Annotated in this window: 12 protein-coding genes; 7 read left to right on the forward strand and 5 right to left on the reverse strand. The window is 55.6% G+C overall.

The genetic code is table 11. The features are described 5' to 3' along the window. Window positions 1-18: 18 nt before the first annotated feature. A complete protein-coding gene (locus M2118_RS00110; RefSeq protein ID WP_280793944.1) occupies window positions 19-759 on the forward strand; it encodes a hypothetical protein in 741 nt (246 codons plus the stop codon). On the opposite strand, the gene M2118_RS00115 is transcribed toward M2118_RS00110, so the two are convergent. Next, the gene (locus M2118_RS00115; RefSeq protein WP_280793945.1) at window positions 756-2,573 is read right to left on the reverse strand and encodes an ABC transporter ATP-binding protein; all 1,818 of its coding nucleotides are present in this window, start codon (window positions 2,571-2,573) and stop codon (window positions 756-758) included. The two genes, M2118_RS00110 and M2118_RS00115, sit on opposite strands and share 4 nt — an antisense overlap. Beyond that, a complete protein-coding gene (locus M2118_RS00120; protein ID WP_280793946.1) occupies window positions 2,570-4,378 on the reverse strand; it encodes an ABC transporter ATP-binding protein in 1,809 nt (602 codons plus the stop codon). The genes M2118_RS00115 and M2118_RS00120 overlap by 4 nt, the downstream gene beginning before the upstream one ends. 144 nt (window positions 4,379-4,522) lie before the next feature. Here M2118_RS00120 and M2118_RS00125 point away from each other — a divergent pair, with 144 nt between their 5' ends. From M2118_RS00125 to M2118_RS00135, 3 genes are read left to right on the forward strand one after another with little or no spacing between them, the layout of a single operon-like run. After that, window positions 4,523-5,929, forward strand: coding sequence for a pyridoxal phosphate-dependent decarboxylase family protein (locus M2118_RS00125; RefSeq protein WP_280793947.1), 1,407 nt, complete (start codon window positions 4,523-4,525; stop codon window positions 5,927-5,929). Between the two features lie 39 nt (window positions 5,930-5,968). After that, window positions 5,969-6,934, forward strand: a complete 966-nt coding sequence (locus M2118_RS00130; protein WP_280793948.1) for a quinone oxidoreductase family protein — start codon at window positions 5,969-5,971, stop codon at window positions 6,932-6,934. Between the two features lie 15 nt (window positions 6,935-6,949). Further along, window positions 6,950-8,602 carry a FumA C-terminus/TtdB family hydratase beta subunit gene (locus M2118_RS00135; protein ID WP_280793949.1) on the forward strand — a complete coding sequence of 551 codons (1,653 nt, stop codon included), beginning with the start codon at window positions 6,950-6,952 and terminating at the stop codon, window positions 8,600-8,602. 69 nt (window positions 8,603-8,671) lie between these two features. Here the strand turns inward: M2118_RS00135 and M2118_RS00140 are convergent, their stop codons facing one another. Next, the gene (locus M2118_RS00140) at window positions 8,672-10,180 is read right to left on the reverse strand and encodes an APC family permease (RefSeq protein ID WP_280793950.1); all 1,509 of its coding nucleotides are present in this window, start codon (window positions 10,178-10,180) and stop codon (window positions 8,672-8,674) included. On the opposite strand from M2118_RS00140, the gene M2118_RS08855 reads away from it, so the two are divergent. Beyond that, window positions 10,152-10,289, forward strand: a complete 138-nt coding sequence (locus M2118_RS08855) for a hypothetical protein (RefSeq protein WP_432418366.1) — start codon at window positions 10,152-10,154, stop codon at window positions 10,287-10,289. The genes M2118_RS00140 and M2118_RS08855 overlap by 29 nt on opposite strands. 57 nt (window positions 10,290-10,346) lie before the next feature. Further along, entirely contained in the window at window positions 10,347-11,162 is an 816-nt protein-coding gene (locus tag M2118_RS00145) for an acetoacetate decarboxylase family protein (RefSeq protein WP_280793951.1), read from the forward strand. Window positions 11,163-11,242: 80 nt separating this feature from the next. Here M2118_RS00145 and M2118_RS00150 read toward each other — a convergent pair whose 3' ends face one another. Beyond that, the gene (locus M2118_RS00150; RefSeq protein WP_280793952.1) at window positions 11,243-12,595 is read right to left on the reverse strand and encodes a glutamine synthetase family protein; all 1,353 of its coding nucleotides are present in this window, start codon (window positions 12,593-12,595) and stop codon (window positions 11,243-11,245) included. A gap of 138 nt (window positions 12,596-12,733) precedes the next feature. Between M2118_RS00150 and M2118_RS00155 the strand changes: the two genes are divergently transcribed. Next, window positions 12,734-13,441 (forward strand): type 1 glutamine amidotransferase, encoded by a 708-nt coding sequence (locus M2118_RS00155; RefSeq protein WP_280793953.1) that lies wholly within the window; start codon window positions 12,734-12,736, stop codon window positions 13,439-13,441. Here the strand turns inward: M2118_RS00155 and M2118_RS00160 are convergent. Further along, the gene (locus M2118_RS00160; RefSeq protein ID WP_280793954.1) at window positions 13,434-14,162 is read right to left on the reverse strand and encodes a type 1 glutamine amidotransferase; all 729 of its coding nucleotides are present in this window, start codon (window positions 14,160-14,162) and stop codon (window positions 13,434-13,436) included. The two genes, M2118_RS00155 and M2118_RS00160, sit on opposite strands and share 8 nt — an antisense overlap. Window positions 14,163-14,192: the final 30 nt, after the last annotated feature.

The following is a 14,192-nucleotide window of genomic DNA, read 5'->3' on the forward strand; positions in this document are numbered from 1 at the left end:
ATCAATTAAGGTTAAACAATGGCTAGTAAGAACAACGCAGTAGAGAACTTCGAAGAGTGGCGCAAGAACAAGCCCTCTGCTGATGCACCGGCAACTCAGGGTGCTGAAGAGGAAGTTACTCCTCCGGCAAAGCCATCTGCCCAGAATCGCGTTGAACCAGCGATTGCAGCACTTTCTGCCTTCTTCGCAAAAGCGGCAGCATCGCTTGCAACATTGAGAAAGTCCGGAGTTGCCCGCATCAAGCTGGCACTCGCTCCTCAGGAAAAGACTGTGATGGCTGTTTCTGAGCCAGCAGAGAAGAAATCAAACATCAAGACTTCTTCCTCTGAAAAGTCTTCTTTGATGTCCAAGCTAAAGACTCTTCCTGCAACAGCTCGTGCCAAATACGCAGAAGCTTCAGCGCGCACCAAGAGGATCACGCTAGCTTCTGTCATCGCAGCAGTTGTGATCGTGTTTGCCCTTATTTTGCTGGCCAAGTTCGAGTTCGTAACACCTAACGGTGGTATCAAGACTTCAGCTGGTTCCGCTCAGGGCACCACTGTTCTCATCGAGAAGGGTGCTGCTATTGCACCCAATGACCTCATCGTGGCTGTTCAGCCCGGTAGCCCAGAGGACGCTCCAGAACTCATCATCGGCACCGTGTTCTCTTCTAACGAAGAGACCTATGCCCTCTATGACGGTGAAGTGATCTGGCAGATTCCAGTTGGCGACCTCAAAGGCAAAGTTCTCTTTGCTGAGGCAACTCAAAAGCTTCCCTAAGCTAGCGAGTCTCTCCAGGCTGAATGCAGGCTGGCAAACTTGCCGGTGCCTGCAATGAGTTCTTCTGGTGTGCCATCTTCGATGATCTCGCCGTGTTCCATGACAAGCACGCGGTCTGCAATCGACACCGTCGAAAGACGGTGAGCAATGATGATTGCCGTGCGATCAGCAAGCAGGGTTTGCAGACCCTTTTGAACCAAACGCTCGCTGGGGATATCCAATGATGCCGTTGCTTCATCCAGGATGAGCACGGTGGGGTCTGCAATGAATGCACGTGCAAACGAGAGAAGCTGACGCTGTCCTGCGGACAAGCGACCACCACGCTTGTTCACATCTGTGTCGTAGCCTTCGGGCAAGCGCATGATGAAGTCGTGCGCGCCCACAGCTTTCGCTGAAGCTTCAATCTCCTCTTGGGTCGCCCCCGGTTTGCCCAGGCCAATGTTGTCAGAGACCGAACCGGAGAACAGATACGACTCTTGGGTCACCATGACGATCGCACGGCGCAGGTCAGTGTTCGCGAGGTTGTGGAGGTCTATGTCGTCGAGGCTGACGGTTCCCTGGGTGGGGTCATAGAAACGTGCCACCAGCTTGGCCAGGGTGGACTTCCCAGCGCCGGTGGTTCCCACCAGAGCGATGGTCTGTCCAGCAGGGATGTGGAGATCGAGATTGGGCAAGACGATTGTCTCGTCGTTATAGCCAAAGCGCACCTGGTTGAAGTCGAGCTTGCCGTGGGGGTGGACCAGAGGAGTCGGGTTGAGTGGCTCAACAACGGTGGCCTTCTCTTCGAGCATGCCCGAGACCTTCTCCAACGCAGAGGATGCGTTCTGGAAGGAGTTATAGAACATGGCTAGTTCTTCCATGGGTTCAAAGAACCTGCGGGTGTAGAGAACGGCGGCAAGGAGAACACCGACTTCCATGGCGCCGTTGGCCACGCGGAACGAACCCAAGATCAACACTGCTGCCAGTGTAAAGACGCCAATGACTTTGAGGCCTGGGTCATAGGTGCCGAAGAGGCGAATGACTTTACGGTTCGCTTCGCGGTAGTCGTCCACGGCGAGGGCGTAGCTCTTCTCGTTACGTTCTTCGCGACGGAATGCCTTCACGGCACGAATGCCGGTCATGGTTTCCACGAACTGCACGATCAAGCGGGCAGAAAAGGTTCGGGCTTCACGGAACTGCTTCTTAGAAGTGTTGGAGAACCATCGGGTGAGGAAGAAGGCAGGGATCAAGGCAATCACGAGTGGCAGTGCACTGGAGGGATCTAGCGCAATCAAGGCGCCAGCAGTAAACGTCATGAGCAAGATCCCTCGGAACAGGTTGCTGATGCCGCCATCGAGGAGCTCGCGCAGGGTTTCAATGTCGCTGGTCTGGCGCGCAATAACCCGGCCTGAGGTGTAGTTCTCGTGGAAACTCATGCTGAGGTTTTGCGTGTGCTGGAAGACACGTTCACGCAGGTCTATCAGAACCGTTTGGCTCAGCACTGCAGAGGAGCGCATGTACACAGCCATCATGGTCGAGCTAACTATGGCGGTGAGCACATACGCACTCACAATCAATTGAGCAGGCAGCCAGTTATGGTTCTGCACAACCTGGGACAGGCCTTGGTCAATGCCCAGTGCCAACAGTGTGGGACCGGCAACTTGGGCAGCAGTGCTCACCACAACTACCAAAAGTGTCCAATACAGGCGCACTCGAACAGGGTGCAGCAAGGATCTCAGCAAGGAAAGCGAGCGCTGGCGCAGACGCTTTCCTTCCTGCTTGGTGAAGTCGGAACGTTCTTCACCAGTAACTCCGCGAACTCCAGCTATCGTCATCGCTTTTCCTCCTCGAGGGAAGAAATCACGTTGCGGTATTCGGGGCAGCGCTTGAGAAGCTCTGAGTGTGTGCCCACATCCAAGATCTTGCCTTCGTGGAGGAGAGCCACGCGGTCTGCGAGCATCACGGTGGAGGGTCGGTGAGCCACGATCAACGCTGTGGTGGTGCCGAGTACTTCACGCAGTGCTTTCTCCACCGCTGCCTCGGTGGTGACATCCAGTGCTGAGAGTGGGTCATCCAGCACCAGGATGCTGGGCTGGACAGCGATGGCTCGAGCAAGAGCTAAGCGTTGACGCTGACCGCCAGAAAGACTCAGTCCCTCTTCACCAATCTTGCTTTCCACGCCCTTGGGCAGGCTGCGGGCAAAGTCTGCTTGGGCAATGTTGAGGGATTCCTGCAGAAGGGCCTCGCCTTCTGCGAGGAGCACAGGGTTTTCAGTGTCCGTCAGGTCTTCACGGCCGAGGAGGACGTTGTCTCGAACGGAGATCGAGAACAAGGTGGCATCTTCGAAGGCCATCGCAACGCGAGTGCGGAGGCTTTCAATGTTGACGTCTCTGATGTCCACGCCGTCAATCAAGATGCGACCGCCGGTGACATCAAACAATCTGGTGGTCAAAGCTGTGAGGCTGGTCTTGCCGCAACCTGTCAGACCCACCAGCGCCATGGTTTCACCTGGTTTGATGGTGAGGCTCACCCCATCAATGAGGTCAGGAACATGTGCGGGGGAGTCTTCGTAACGGAAGTGAACATCCTCGAAGACAAGTTCACCAGGACCCGCGGGGACATCTTTCGCATCCCGCACTTCCAAGATCTCGATGGGGGTGTCCATCACTTCGTGGAAACGGTTGAGTGAGCTCGCTGCCTCTATAGAAATGGAGAGCATGGGAGCAATGGATTGCATTGGTCCCTTGAGCAGTGCTGCCGTGGCAAAGAACGCAATGAGAGTTCCCACCGAAACAATGCCTTGCTCAGCTTCGATGATGCCGATCAGCAAGGTGATGGCGAATCCCACGTCGGGGATCAGGAGCATCCAGAACCACATCTGGCCATTGGCCTTGCCCTTGGCTAGTTCCGTGCCCCTCAGTATGTTGGCCTGCTCCAGGAATTCTTCGAGAGCTTCACCAGCGCGACCAAAAGACTTCAGCACACGGATACCGTGAACGGACTCTTCAATGGCAGTGGCCAGGTCACCCTGCTGGTCTTGAGAGTTTCTGGCCAGGGTGGTGAAGGTGCGCTGGAAGCGCAGGCTGATGATGATCAAAGGCAATGAGCAGATCAGGAAGATTGCCCCCAGCACTGCGTTGAATGCAAAGAGCAGGGTGAAGCCGGCCACAAGCATGATGGTGCTGGTGACGAGTTGAACCAGAGCGAAGGAAATCCATCTGCGCACGGTGCTGATGTCTCCCATGGCACGGGAGAGCAACTGGCCACTTTGCCACTTGTCATGGAAAGAGACGGGAAGCTTCTGAAGGTGGATATAGATGGCGTTGCGCATCTTGCCTTCGAGGTGAACACCGGGGGCCAACGTAATCCAGCGGCGCAGGTAGATGAAGATGACTTCGGCCATACCGAGCCCGAAGATAACGGCGACGCCAGGCACAATTTGTGCCACGTCGCCGGTGCTCAGTGGGTTGTCAACCAGCCAGCGCAGGGCGAAAGGAATCGTCAGTGCGGTAGCTACAGCAGCCAGAGAAACAAAGATTCCCACGAAGAGGAGAGGCAGTGCACCCTGCACGAATGGGTACACCCGACGCAGGCTGCTGAATGTGCTCAGCTGACCGCTCTGCTGCTGGGTAATTGTCACTGTGCTCCTGTGCCTTGACGTCTCAATGTATCAACTCAAAATGCACCACAGTTATTCCACATTGGCGTGAGGACGTCTAGCAGGCGGGACACACTCGCTCAGTCGTCGCTGGCTGAGCGTGGAGTCCATTTGTATCCTAAAGAGATGAACCAGAACCTGCGCTTAGGCGATGACCGTCGTGATGTCCTTCAGGCAACTTTCGACACCGTGACGCAGGTCTGGGAAGGTTTCGATAAAGCCCGTGAAACAGAGCCAGAACTCACTGCCACCACAGCGGCACTCTTGTCAGAGACCCTGCCAGAACAAGGCATGCAGCACACGGATGCATTGGGTCAGGCAGTAGATGTTCTCGATCAGTCACTGGCACAGTCACGACCACGCTTCTTGGCATACATCGGCTCGAGTGGCCTCGAAATCGGCGCCGTTGCAGACTTCCTCGCCGCGTCCTATGACATCAACTTGGCTGTAGATGCCCGGGCCGCGTCCACACTTGAGGTTCAGACCAGTAAGTGGCTGGGGGAGTTCATTGGCTTCCCCAACGCACGAGGTTTGTTTACCTCAGGCGGAACGGTCAGCAACATCACTGCGCTCGCCGCAGCTCGACACCGCGCTGTTCCTGAGTCCAGAGAGATGGGCAACACCGTGCCCATGGCGGTATATGTTTCCAGCGAAGCTCACTACTCAAATAAGCGTGCAGTGGAGCTTCTCGGCCTCGGCACCCGTGCCGTGCGCTCCATTCGTATCGATGATGAACACCGCATGGTTCCTGCTGCTCTCGAGGAGCAGATCAAGGCTGATATCGCAGCTGGTGTGAAACCGATGTGCATCATCGCCAGTGCGGGCACCACACTGACGGGTGCAATTGATCCCCTCCGTGAAATTGCGCGTATTGCGAAGACCTACGACATCTGGATGCACGTCGACGGAGCCTATGGGGCTCCTGCTGCTGGCACCGATACTGCTCGGGAACTCTTTGACGGCATTGAACTGGCTGACTCGGTCACCATCGATGCCCACAAGTGGCTCTTTGTTCCCAAGGCCTGCTCGATCGTGTTGGTCAAGGACTATGCGGCCTTGGCTGCAACCTTTGGTCACAACGAGGCCTATATGCCTCACGAAGGTGAAGAGCCCAACCCCGTTGATGTGACGCTCGAGTACTCACGACCACTACGTGCCCTCAAGCTGTGGCTGGGATTCAAAGCTCATGGTGCGTCAGAGTTCCGCTCTGCTATCACCAAGAACATTGAGCTTGCTCAAGCAACCTATTCACGCGCCAGCGTGAATGCGTCTTTCCGCGTTCTGCCCCACCGCCCGCAGCTCTCTATTGTTCCGTTGCAGCACATTCCACACGGCATGACCGACCCTCAGAAAATCAGTGAGCACAACGCAGCGTTGTGTTCTGTCATTGAGAAAGATGGCCGCGTCTTCCTTTCTCCAGCCGTAATCAATGGCGAAACCTGGTTGCGTCCCTGCTTCACCAACTTCCGCACCGAGCTCAGTGACGTGGATGTCTTGTTTGAGGTCATTGAAGACCTCGGGAACAAGCACTAGAGCACGCTCATTCTCCTCGGCAGTGCCAGACTTGAACCTATGAGCAAAGCCATTGTCGTTTCTGAGTTCGGGGACTCTTCCGTCCTGAACTTCACCGAAGTCGAGGCGCCTGTTGCCGGTCCTGGCCAGGTGTTGGTTCGTATGCGTGCAACCGGTGTGAACTTCATTGAGATCTACCAGCGCAAGGGCATCTACTCCATCCCACTTCCCCACATCTTGGGCAACGAGGGCATGGGTGTGATCGAAGCACTCGGCGAGGGCGTGACCAACCTGGAGGTTGGTCAGCGCATTGCATTCACAGATGGCATCTCGACCTATGCCGAGCTGGCACTTGTTCCTGCAGATATGGCACTGTTGATTCCTGAAGGAATGGACGACCTCACTGCTGCCTCACTTCCCCTGCAGGGAATGACGGCTCACTATCTCGCTACCTCAACCTTCTCGTTGGGCCCTGAGCACACCGCCTTGATTCACGCTGGTGCTGGTGGGGTTGGCCTGCTGTTGATTCAGTTGGCAAAAATGCGCGGTGCTCGGGTGTTCACGACTGTTTCTGACGAGCACAAGGCAGAACTAGCTCGAGCAGCTGGTGCTGATGAAGTTCTTTCGTATGACGGCTTTGATGTTCGCGTGCGCGAACTGACTAATGGCCGTGGTGTTGATGTGGTCTATGACGGCGTGGGTCAGGCCACCTTTGACCGCTCTTTGATGTCGCTTGGTATCCGCGGAACCATGGTTCTCTTTGGTGCTGCTTCTGGACCAGTTCCTGAGTTTGATCTGCAGCGCCTGAATTCAGGTGGTTCGCTGTTTATTACGCGACCCACACTGTGGAATTACTTATTAACTACCGAAGAGCGCAATTGGCGCTGGACTGAACTCACAGATGCCGTTATTGCAGGCAAACTCGACGTTCGCATCGGCGGGACATACCCTCTTGCAGAGGCTGCCCAGGCCCATGACGACTTGGCTGGGCGCAAAACCACGGGCAAACTTTTATTACTTCCCTAGAAAGAACAGGCAATTATGAACAAGGGCGAATACCAGATCCTGCACCGTCAGTCTTCTGACTACGACAGGACTCTGCTCAGCGACGAAGGTGTTGAATCGGTCACCCTCGGTGAGTACACCTTTACCTCTGTTTCTCCCGAAGCTCTTGAACTCCTTGCCTACACCGCTTATAAGGAAATCAACTACTTCCTGCGCCCAGCCCACCTTGCTCAGCTGCGCAAGATTCTTGATGACCCTGAGGCTTCTGGCAATGACAAGTACGTTGCTCTTGATCTGCTCAAGAACGCGAACGTTGCTTCCGGTGGAGTGCTGCCCATGTGTCAGGACACCGGTACTGCATTGGTCATGGCTAAGCGTGGTCACCGCATCTTGACCGATGGTCGCGATGCGGAATACATCACCAACGGTATTGCCAAGGCGTATCACGACCTCAACCTGCGTTACTCGCAGATGTCTCCCACCTCGATGTGGGAAGAGGTCAACACCGGAACCAACCTGCCTGCTGAAGTCGACATCTCGCTGACCAAGGGCGACGGCTATGAGTTCTTGTTCATGGCTAAGGGTGGCGGTAGCGCCAACAAGACCTTCCTCTACCAAGAGACCAAGGCTGTTCTGGAAGAACAGCGTCTGCTCGAGTTCCTGCGCGAGAAGATCGCAAGCCTGGGAACTGCAGCATGTCCTCCGTATCACTTGGCTATCACCATCGGTGGAACCTCGGCTGACTACGCGGTGAAGACCGCCAAGCTGGCTTCCACCCACTACCTCGACTCTCTGCCCACCGAAGGTGGCAAGGAAGGTCAGGGTTTCCGCGACCTTGAGTTTGAGAAGAAGGTCTTCGAACTGACCAAAACCATCGGTTTTGGTGCGCAGTTCGGCGGTAAGTACTTCTGCCACGATGTTCGTGTTGTTCGTCTGCCTCGCCACGGTGCTTCGTTGCCAATTGCGATTGCTGTCTCCTGCTCGGCAGACCGCCAGATCCTCGCCACCATCAACTCTGAGGGTGTCTTCATTGAAGAGCTCGAACACGACCCCGCTCGCTTCATTCCAGAAACTGGTCTTGAGCAGATCGAGGAAGCATCCCCTGGTGTTCCCATCAACTTGAACCAGCCCATGGAAGAGATCCTCAAGGAACTCTCTGCCTGCTCTATTGGTACTCGTGTGATGCTGACCGGAACCATGATTGTGGCTCGCGACATTGCGCACGCTCGTATGCGTGAACGTCTCGAGCGCGGTGAGGGTCTCCCTGATTACGCCAAGAACCACCCCATCTATTACGCAGGTCCCGCGAAGACTCCTGAGGGTCTTCCCACTGGTTCCTTCGGACCCACCACCGCTGGCCGCATGGACAGCTATGTGGACGAGTTCCAGAAGGCCGGTGGCTCGATGGTCATGCTGGCGAAGGGCAACCGCTCCTCTGTGGTGACCAAGGCCTGTGGCACCTACGGTGGCTTCTACCTCGGTTCTGTGGGCGGCCCTGCTGCTCGCTTGGCCCAGGACAGCATTCGCTCGATGGAGATCATTGACTACCCCGAGTTGGGTATGGAAGCGGTCTACAAGATTGAGGTGGAGAACTTCCCTGCCTTCGTCATCGTCGATGACAAGGGTCATGACTTCTTCACCATGGACACCAGTAAGCCTTTGCTCCTGGGTCCCACGCGAACCGCGTAACACTCTTCACAGCAACAAAAAAAGGGGCGCCCGTCTTATGCAGACGAGCGCCCCAGTTTTGTGTACTGATTAGGACAGAATGTCCTCGGTCAGTGCAGCCTTTTCCTTACCCTGGACTGCAGCGACAATGAAGCCGATGATTCCAGCGATGAAGGGGAGCAGGACGAGGAACCAGCCGAGGGGGCTGAGTGCCCATGCGCTTTCAGGAAGCGATGGGTCCACGCCGTCAGCTACAGTTCCAGCCAGCAGGTTGAAGCGGCTCATCAGCAGGTACTCACCGAGTATCAGGCCGATTGCTGCCAGAGCAGGAGCAATCTTGCCCTGCCAGACGTTAGCGCCACTGTTCTTTGCGAAGTACGCGATGACGGCAACGCTGACCAAGATCTCAACCAAGATGATCGAGATGGCGGTGATGGCCGACATCCAGAAGAACAGGTTGAGTACGGGGTCAAGCTGAGCCACGGCGAAGATCACAATGACAACCAGAGCAATGATCGAGGTGAGGATGACACCTGCACGAGGAGCACCTGCCTTGTTCACGTGCGCGAAGCGCTCGGACAAGATGCCACCGCGACCCATTGCGAAGAAGTAACGAGCGGTTGCGTTCTGGAATGCGAGCAGACCAGCGAAGAGGCTCGAAACAACGAGCCAGCTCATGATGGTAACCATCCAGCCACCGACGTACTGGTCTGTCAGTGAGAACAGAACAGCTGCGGGGTCAGCCAGTGGGACACCTTCGATAGAAGAACGCTCGATGACCTGGTCGAAGATTGCGTTTGCACCCATACCGGTAACCATGGCGAAAGACACAACTGCGAAGAGTGCAGTGATGATTCCGATAGCCCAGTAGGTAGCGCGACGAACGGTCTTCTTGGGGTCGATGGATTCTTCACCGTAGATAGCAGTTGCTTCGAAACCAATGAAGGAAGCGAACGCGAAGGCGATAGCAATACCAGCGCCGCCACCGAAACCACCAGCGAAGATCTGGTCAGGAGCGAAAGAAGCACCAATGTTCCAGCCCTCAGGGCCACCGTTTGCGAGGATCGCAACAGCAGTGATGATGAGGGAAAGAAGTTCCAGAATCATCAGGGTTCCGAGAACCTTGGCTCCGACATCAACACTGAGCAGTGACAATGCGGTGACAAGAGCCCAGGCAATGATGCTCCAGACATACCAAGGAAGTTCAAGTCCAAGGGCAGCCATCTGGCCGGAGAGGATCGCACCGAAGAAGCCATAGATGGCGAGCTGAATGGTGACGTATCCCACGATGGAGATGAATGCAGAAGCAACACCAGCCTTGATGCCCAAGCCACGTCCGACGTAAGCAAAGAACGCACCGGTGTTGGTGACCTTGTGAGCCATTGCGGTGTAGCCAACGCTGAACAAGAGCAGGACGAGGCCCACGGCAAGGTAGGCGCCAGGAGCGGCTGCGCCGTTACCGGCGAGCATGGCGACAGGAACAGCGCCTGTCATGCCCACGAGGGGCGCGGAAGCTGCGACGACGAAGAAGACGATTCCCAGGACGCCAAGACGTCCCTTCTTTAGGGAGGTGTCTTCAGCCGATTGCGCGGTTGACATCATGGATCTCCTCATTGAGTTCATAAATAATCGTTCGGATAGAAACGATTTTCCTAACTTTTGCAATAAATCAGGTCTACGTCAAGCCGAAAGCGCCATTTTGGCATAAACGTTATGTTTCAAAAATATGTTTGTTTGGATACGAATGACCGTATATTCTGTTCCTATGACTGAACTCAAAGGCTTTCTTGCGCCCAAGACCCCAACCGGTAAGAGCGCCATCATCCCGGAAATGCCCTGGCACTACTCCGGCACGCTACTCACCGTCGAGTACTTGACCGATCCTGCCAACGTCCGTGCAATTCTTCCTCCCGAGCTGGAGCTTGCTGACGAAGAGCCTGGAGCAGTTGCTCTGATCTGGGCTGATTGGCAGTCCTGCTCTGATGACTTCGAAGAGCTTCTGGATCCTGACCGCTCGCAGTACATGGAGACCTTTGTGGTTGTTCGCTGCAAGTACGAAGGCGTCACCTACAGCCGCTGCGTCGCGATCTGGGTAACCAAAGACTTCGCGATGGCTCGTGGCTGGTTCCAGGGCTACCCCAAGAAGCTGGGCTCGATGCACGCCACTCGCGTCTATAACCGCGGCAAGGCAACCCCGACGCTTGAAGCCGGTGCCAAGTTCGGTGCCAGCCTTGCTGCGTATGACCACCGTCTCGCTTCTGCAAAGGTGACCCTCACTGGTCCAGTCGAGAGCAACGGTTTCGTCAACGGCCACAAGATGCTGCACAACCGTTGGGTTCCCTCCATCACTCCAGGTAGTGGTAACTCCCTTGACCAGCTCATCACCATGGGTGGCGTTGACCTTGACCTCGGCCAGGCATGGGGTGGAACTGCAGAGCTCACCTTGAGTGACTCACAGTGGGACGAGCTTGGCTCGATCCTCCCCGTGGAGAAAATCCTCGGTGGTTACTTCCGCGAGGTCGGCACGACCTTCAATGGTGGAACCCTCGTAGCTGACTTGGGATCAAACCCCAGCATCTAAGTTCTGAAAAAAGAGAAGAGCCCCGGTGGATTCCACCGGGGCTCTTTCGTATCTTCACCTCTGCTGGGAGGTGGAGGTTCTTAGTAGGAGGCTGCGTACTCCGTGATTTCCCAGTCTGTCACGTCGCGCGTGCTGGGGTCCTCAACAGTTGCCTCGTAGCGAGCAATTTCGTCACGCTTGAGCACCATGAAGACGTTGACAAGCTCTTCTGACATCTGGTTACGCAGAGCATCGTCTTTCTCGAGAGCGTCGAGAGCGTCAGCGAAGGTCTCAGGAAGAATCTCCGCCCCCTCGTTGTCGTAGGCCATGCCCACAGCATCTGGTGGGCACTCGAGTTCATTCACGATGCCGTCAAGACCGGCAGCAAGGATTGCTGCGATCACGAGGTAGGGGTTGGCTGCGCCATCGCCCACGCGGATCTCGAGGCGAGTTCCCTGACCGCGCTCGGGTGGAACGCGGACCATGCAGGAACGGTTGTCGTAGCCCCAGTTGGAACGGTAAGGAGCAAGAGTGTCAGGACCCAGGCGCTTGAATGCGTTCACTGTGGGGTTGGTGAATGCGGTCAGTGCGTTGGCGTGCTTGGTGATTCCGGCAATCAACATCTTGGCTGCAGGGGAGAGGTTTCCGCGGCCGTCGTGCATCTTGTTGATGCCATCTGCGTCGGTGACCGAGAAGTGCAGGTGAAAACCGGATCCACCTTCGTCGCTCCAAGGCTTTCCCAAGAAGGATGCGTGCTTGCCGCGCTTGGCAATGATGTCCTTGACAGCGGTCTTGAAGAAGAAGGTGCGGTCTGCTGCATCCAGAGCTTCGCTGTGCCACAGGTTGACTTCATACTGGCTGGGGCTGAACTCGTGGTTTCCTGCGAAGGCTCCAATGTTCAGGTTGTCCAGCATGCGCATCAGGTGCAGGAAGTCGCCGTCTGGGTCGACCAGGGTTCCCGTCATGTAGACGCGACCAGTTTGGGAAAGAGAGCGAACGAAGCGGCCTTCCTCGTCCTGGTTGGCGATATAGAACTCAAGTTCGGGGCCAACGACAGGGTGAAGTCCGAGAGCGTGGTAACTCTCGATGACTTTCTGCAGCACAGAGCGCGGAGACATCATGTTGGGCTTGCCATCTGGGTTGAAGGCGTCGCCTATGACATACGCAACACCGGGCTCCCAGGCCAAAGGAGAAATGGTGCCGGGGACAATCTGTGTGATGAAGTCCTGGAGGCCGTCGCTGGCAATTCCATTGGCCTCGTGGAACTCGCCACCGGTGGTGGTTGTCCACACGCCCTGGCTGAAAGCGGGGCCGTTGTGGCATGCCTTATCGAGCTGACTAACCAAGATGTCCTTGGAACGAGGAATACCGAGAACGTCCGAGAACATGACGCGCAGAACGTCGATGCCGCGCTCTCCGAGGTCATCTCGAAGCTTGGTTAGATCGTTAACCATTGCAACTCCTTTGTGGCAAGTGTGGTGTCATAACGCTATCGTTAGGGTACTAACGAATAGTACCGATTTGCTAGTCAACTACAAAATATGAAGCACATATTCTTATGTGTATTCATTCTGTATCCAAGGAGCTCTTCCATGAAAGCCCTCGTTATTCAGCACGACCACGTCAGCCCCACTGGACCCGTCGGTCGCAGACTCGAACACCATGGCTTCGATATCACTGAGTTCCTTGTTGTTCCTGAAGACAAGTTCTCAACCCCCAACATCACGGTTGAGTTTCCCAACTTTGATGACTTCGATCTCATCGTTCCTCTCGGTGCTCCCTGGGGTGCCTGGGATAACGATTGCATTGGTAATTGGCTAGAGCCAGAACTCGAGCTTGTAAAGAGTGCTGTCTCAGCAGGCAAGCCCGTTTTGGGGATCTGTTTCGGCGGTCAGCTCATTGCCCGCGCCATGGGTGGAACCGTGGGCCGTGCTCCTCAGTTCGAAATTGGATGGACCACAATCTGGAGCGATCGACCAGAGTTGGTCCCCAACGGTCCTTGGTTCCAATTTCACTACGACCGGTTCACTGTCCCACCGGGAGCTGTTGAGATTGCGCGCAATCCAGCTGCTCCCCAAGCTTTCACCATCAACAAAACCTTGGGTGTCCAATTCCATCCCGAGTTAGAGGCACCAGGTCTCAAGGGCTGGCTGGACTGGGGCGGAGCTGGAAAAGTCCGAGAAGCCGGGCTAGATCCAGAGATCATGATGGCTCAAACCCGCGCGGAAGATCCGGCAGCAGAACAGCGCACCTATGCCCTCGTTGATGCCTATCTCAAAGGCATCGCCGGACTTATTTAGCCGCGAATGCTTTTACTTGCTCTGCAAACGCAGTAGCAGTGACATGTGCCTGTCGGCGATACTCCAGGAAGTTCTCGTGGCTAAGGCGCATCTGCTCCTCCACATCGATACCTTCCTTTTCAAAGTACTTGCGGTAGGTCGTGAGCCACGCGAGTTGCTGATTCAGTCCTACCTCGAGGTGGAACTGAGTAGCCCATGCTGCTGAGCCCACTCGATACGCCTCAATGATGCCGTTGGTCTCCCCGAGGAGAGTCGCTGACTCGGGCAGCTCATAGCTGTCGTAGTGGAAGTGGAAACCTTTGAGCCCGGAGCTGATCTGCGAGAAGACAGGATCTTCTTTGGCTTCGGGTTTCATCTCTACCTCTGTCCAGCCCAGTTCGGGAACAGGAGATGGTTTGAAATCTGCCCCAGCGACTGCAGCAAGAATCTGAGAGCCGAAGCAAAGCCCAAAGAACGGAGTCTCGGTCTCCAGTGCGTATTCGACAATCTTGCGCTCGTAAGGCATCCACTCAGTGGTGTCTTCGTCCAAAATTCCGTTGTGGGCTCCGAGAGAAATAATCCCAGAGTATTTGGACAGCTCATCAAGAGGTGGTCGTGAATCAAAGTCTTTGGCGGCATCCCACGTTTCGAGGTAAACGCCCGCTTCTGCCATGGGGACAGCAAATTCGTTGAGGTTGTCATCGACGTCGTGAACAATCACGAGAACGCGGGGAGCAGTCATAAGCACCAGCCTAAGTCAGTGTTCCAGTTT

The sequence above is a fragment of the Aurantimicrobium minutum genome (assembly GCF_029892845.1).
GTDB lineage: Bacteria > Actinomycetota > Actinomycetes > Actinomycetales > Microbacteriaceae > Aurantimicrobium > Aurantimicrobium minutum_B.

What these genes read in the sequence shown, in the direction of transcription:
- M2118_RS00110 (WP_280793944.1), top strand. Translation starts at nt 19, where the DNA reads ATGGCTAGTAAGAACAACGCAGTAGAGAACTTCGAAGAGTGGCGCAAG.
- M2118_RS00115 (WP_280793945.1), bottom strand. Translation starts at nt 2,573, where the DNA reads ATGACGATAGCTGGAGTTCGCGGAGTTACTGGTGAAGAACGTTCCGAC.
- M2118_RS00125 (WP_280793947.1), top strand. Translation starts at nt 4,523, where the DNA reads ATGAACCAGAACCTGCGCTTAGGCGATGACCGTCGTGATGTCCTTCAG.
- M2118_RS00130 (WP_280793948.1), top strand. Translation starts at nt 5,969, where the DNA reads ATGAGCAAAGCCATTGTCGTTTCTGAGTTCGGGGACTCTTCCGTCCTG.
- M2118_RS00135 (WP_280793949.1), top strand. Translation starts at nt 6,950, where the DNA reads ATGAACAAGGGCGAATACCAGATCCTGCACCGTCAGTCTTCTGACTAC.
- M2118_RS00140 (WP_280793950.1), bottom strand. Translation starts at nt 10,180, where the DNA reads ATGTCAACCGCGCAATCGGCTGAAGACACCTCCCTAAAGAAGGGACGT.
- M2118_RS00145 (WP_280793951.1), top strand. Translation starts at nt 10,347, where the DNA reads ATGACTGAACTCAAAGGCTTTCTTGCGCCCAAGACCCCAACCGGTAAG.
- M2118_RS00150 (WP_280793952.1), bottom strand. Translation starts at nt 12,595, where the DNA reads ATGGTTAACGATCTAACCAAGCTTCGAGATGACCTCGGAGAGCGCGGC.
- M2118_RS00155 (WP_280793953.1), top strand. Translation starts at nt 12,734, where the DNA reads ATGAAAGCCCTCGTTATTCAGCACGACCACGTCAGCCCCACTGGACCC.
- M2118_RS00160 (WP_280793954.1), bottom strand. Translation starts at nt 14,162, where the DNA reads ATGACTGCTCCCCGCGTTCTCGTGATTGTTCACGACGTCGATGACAAC.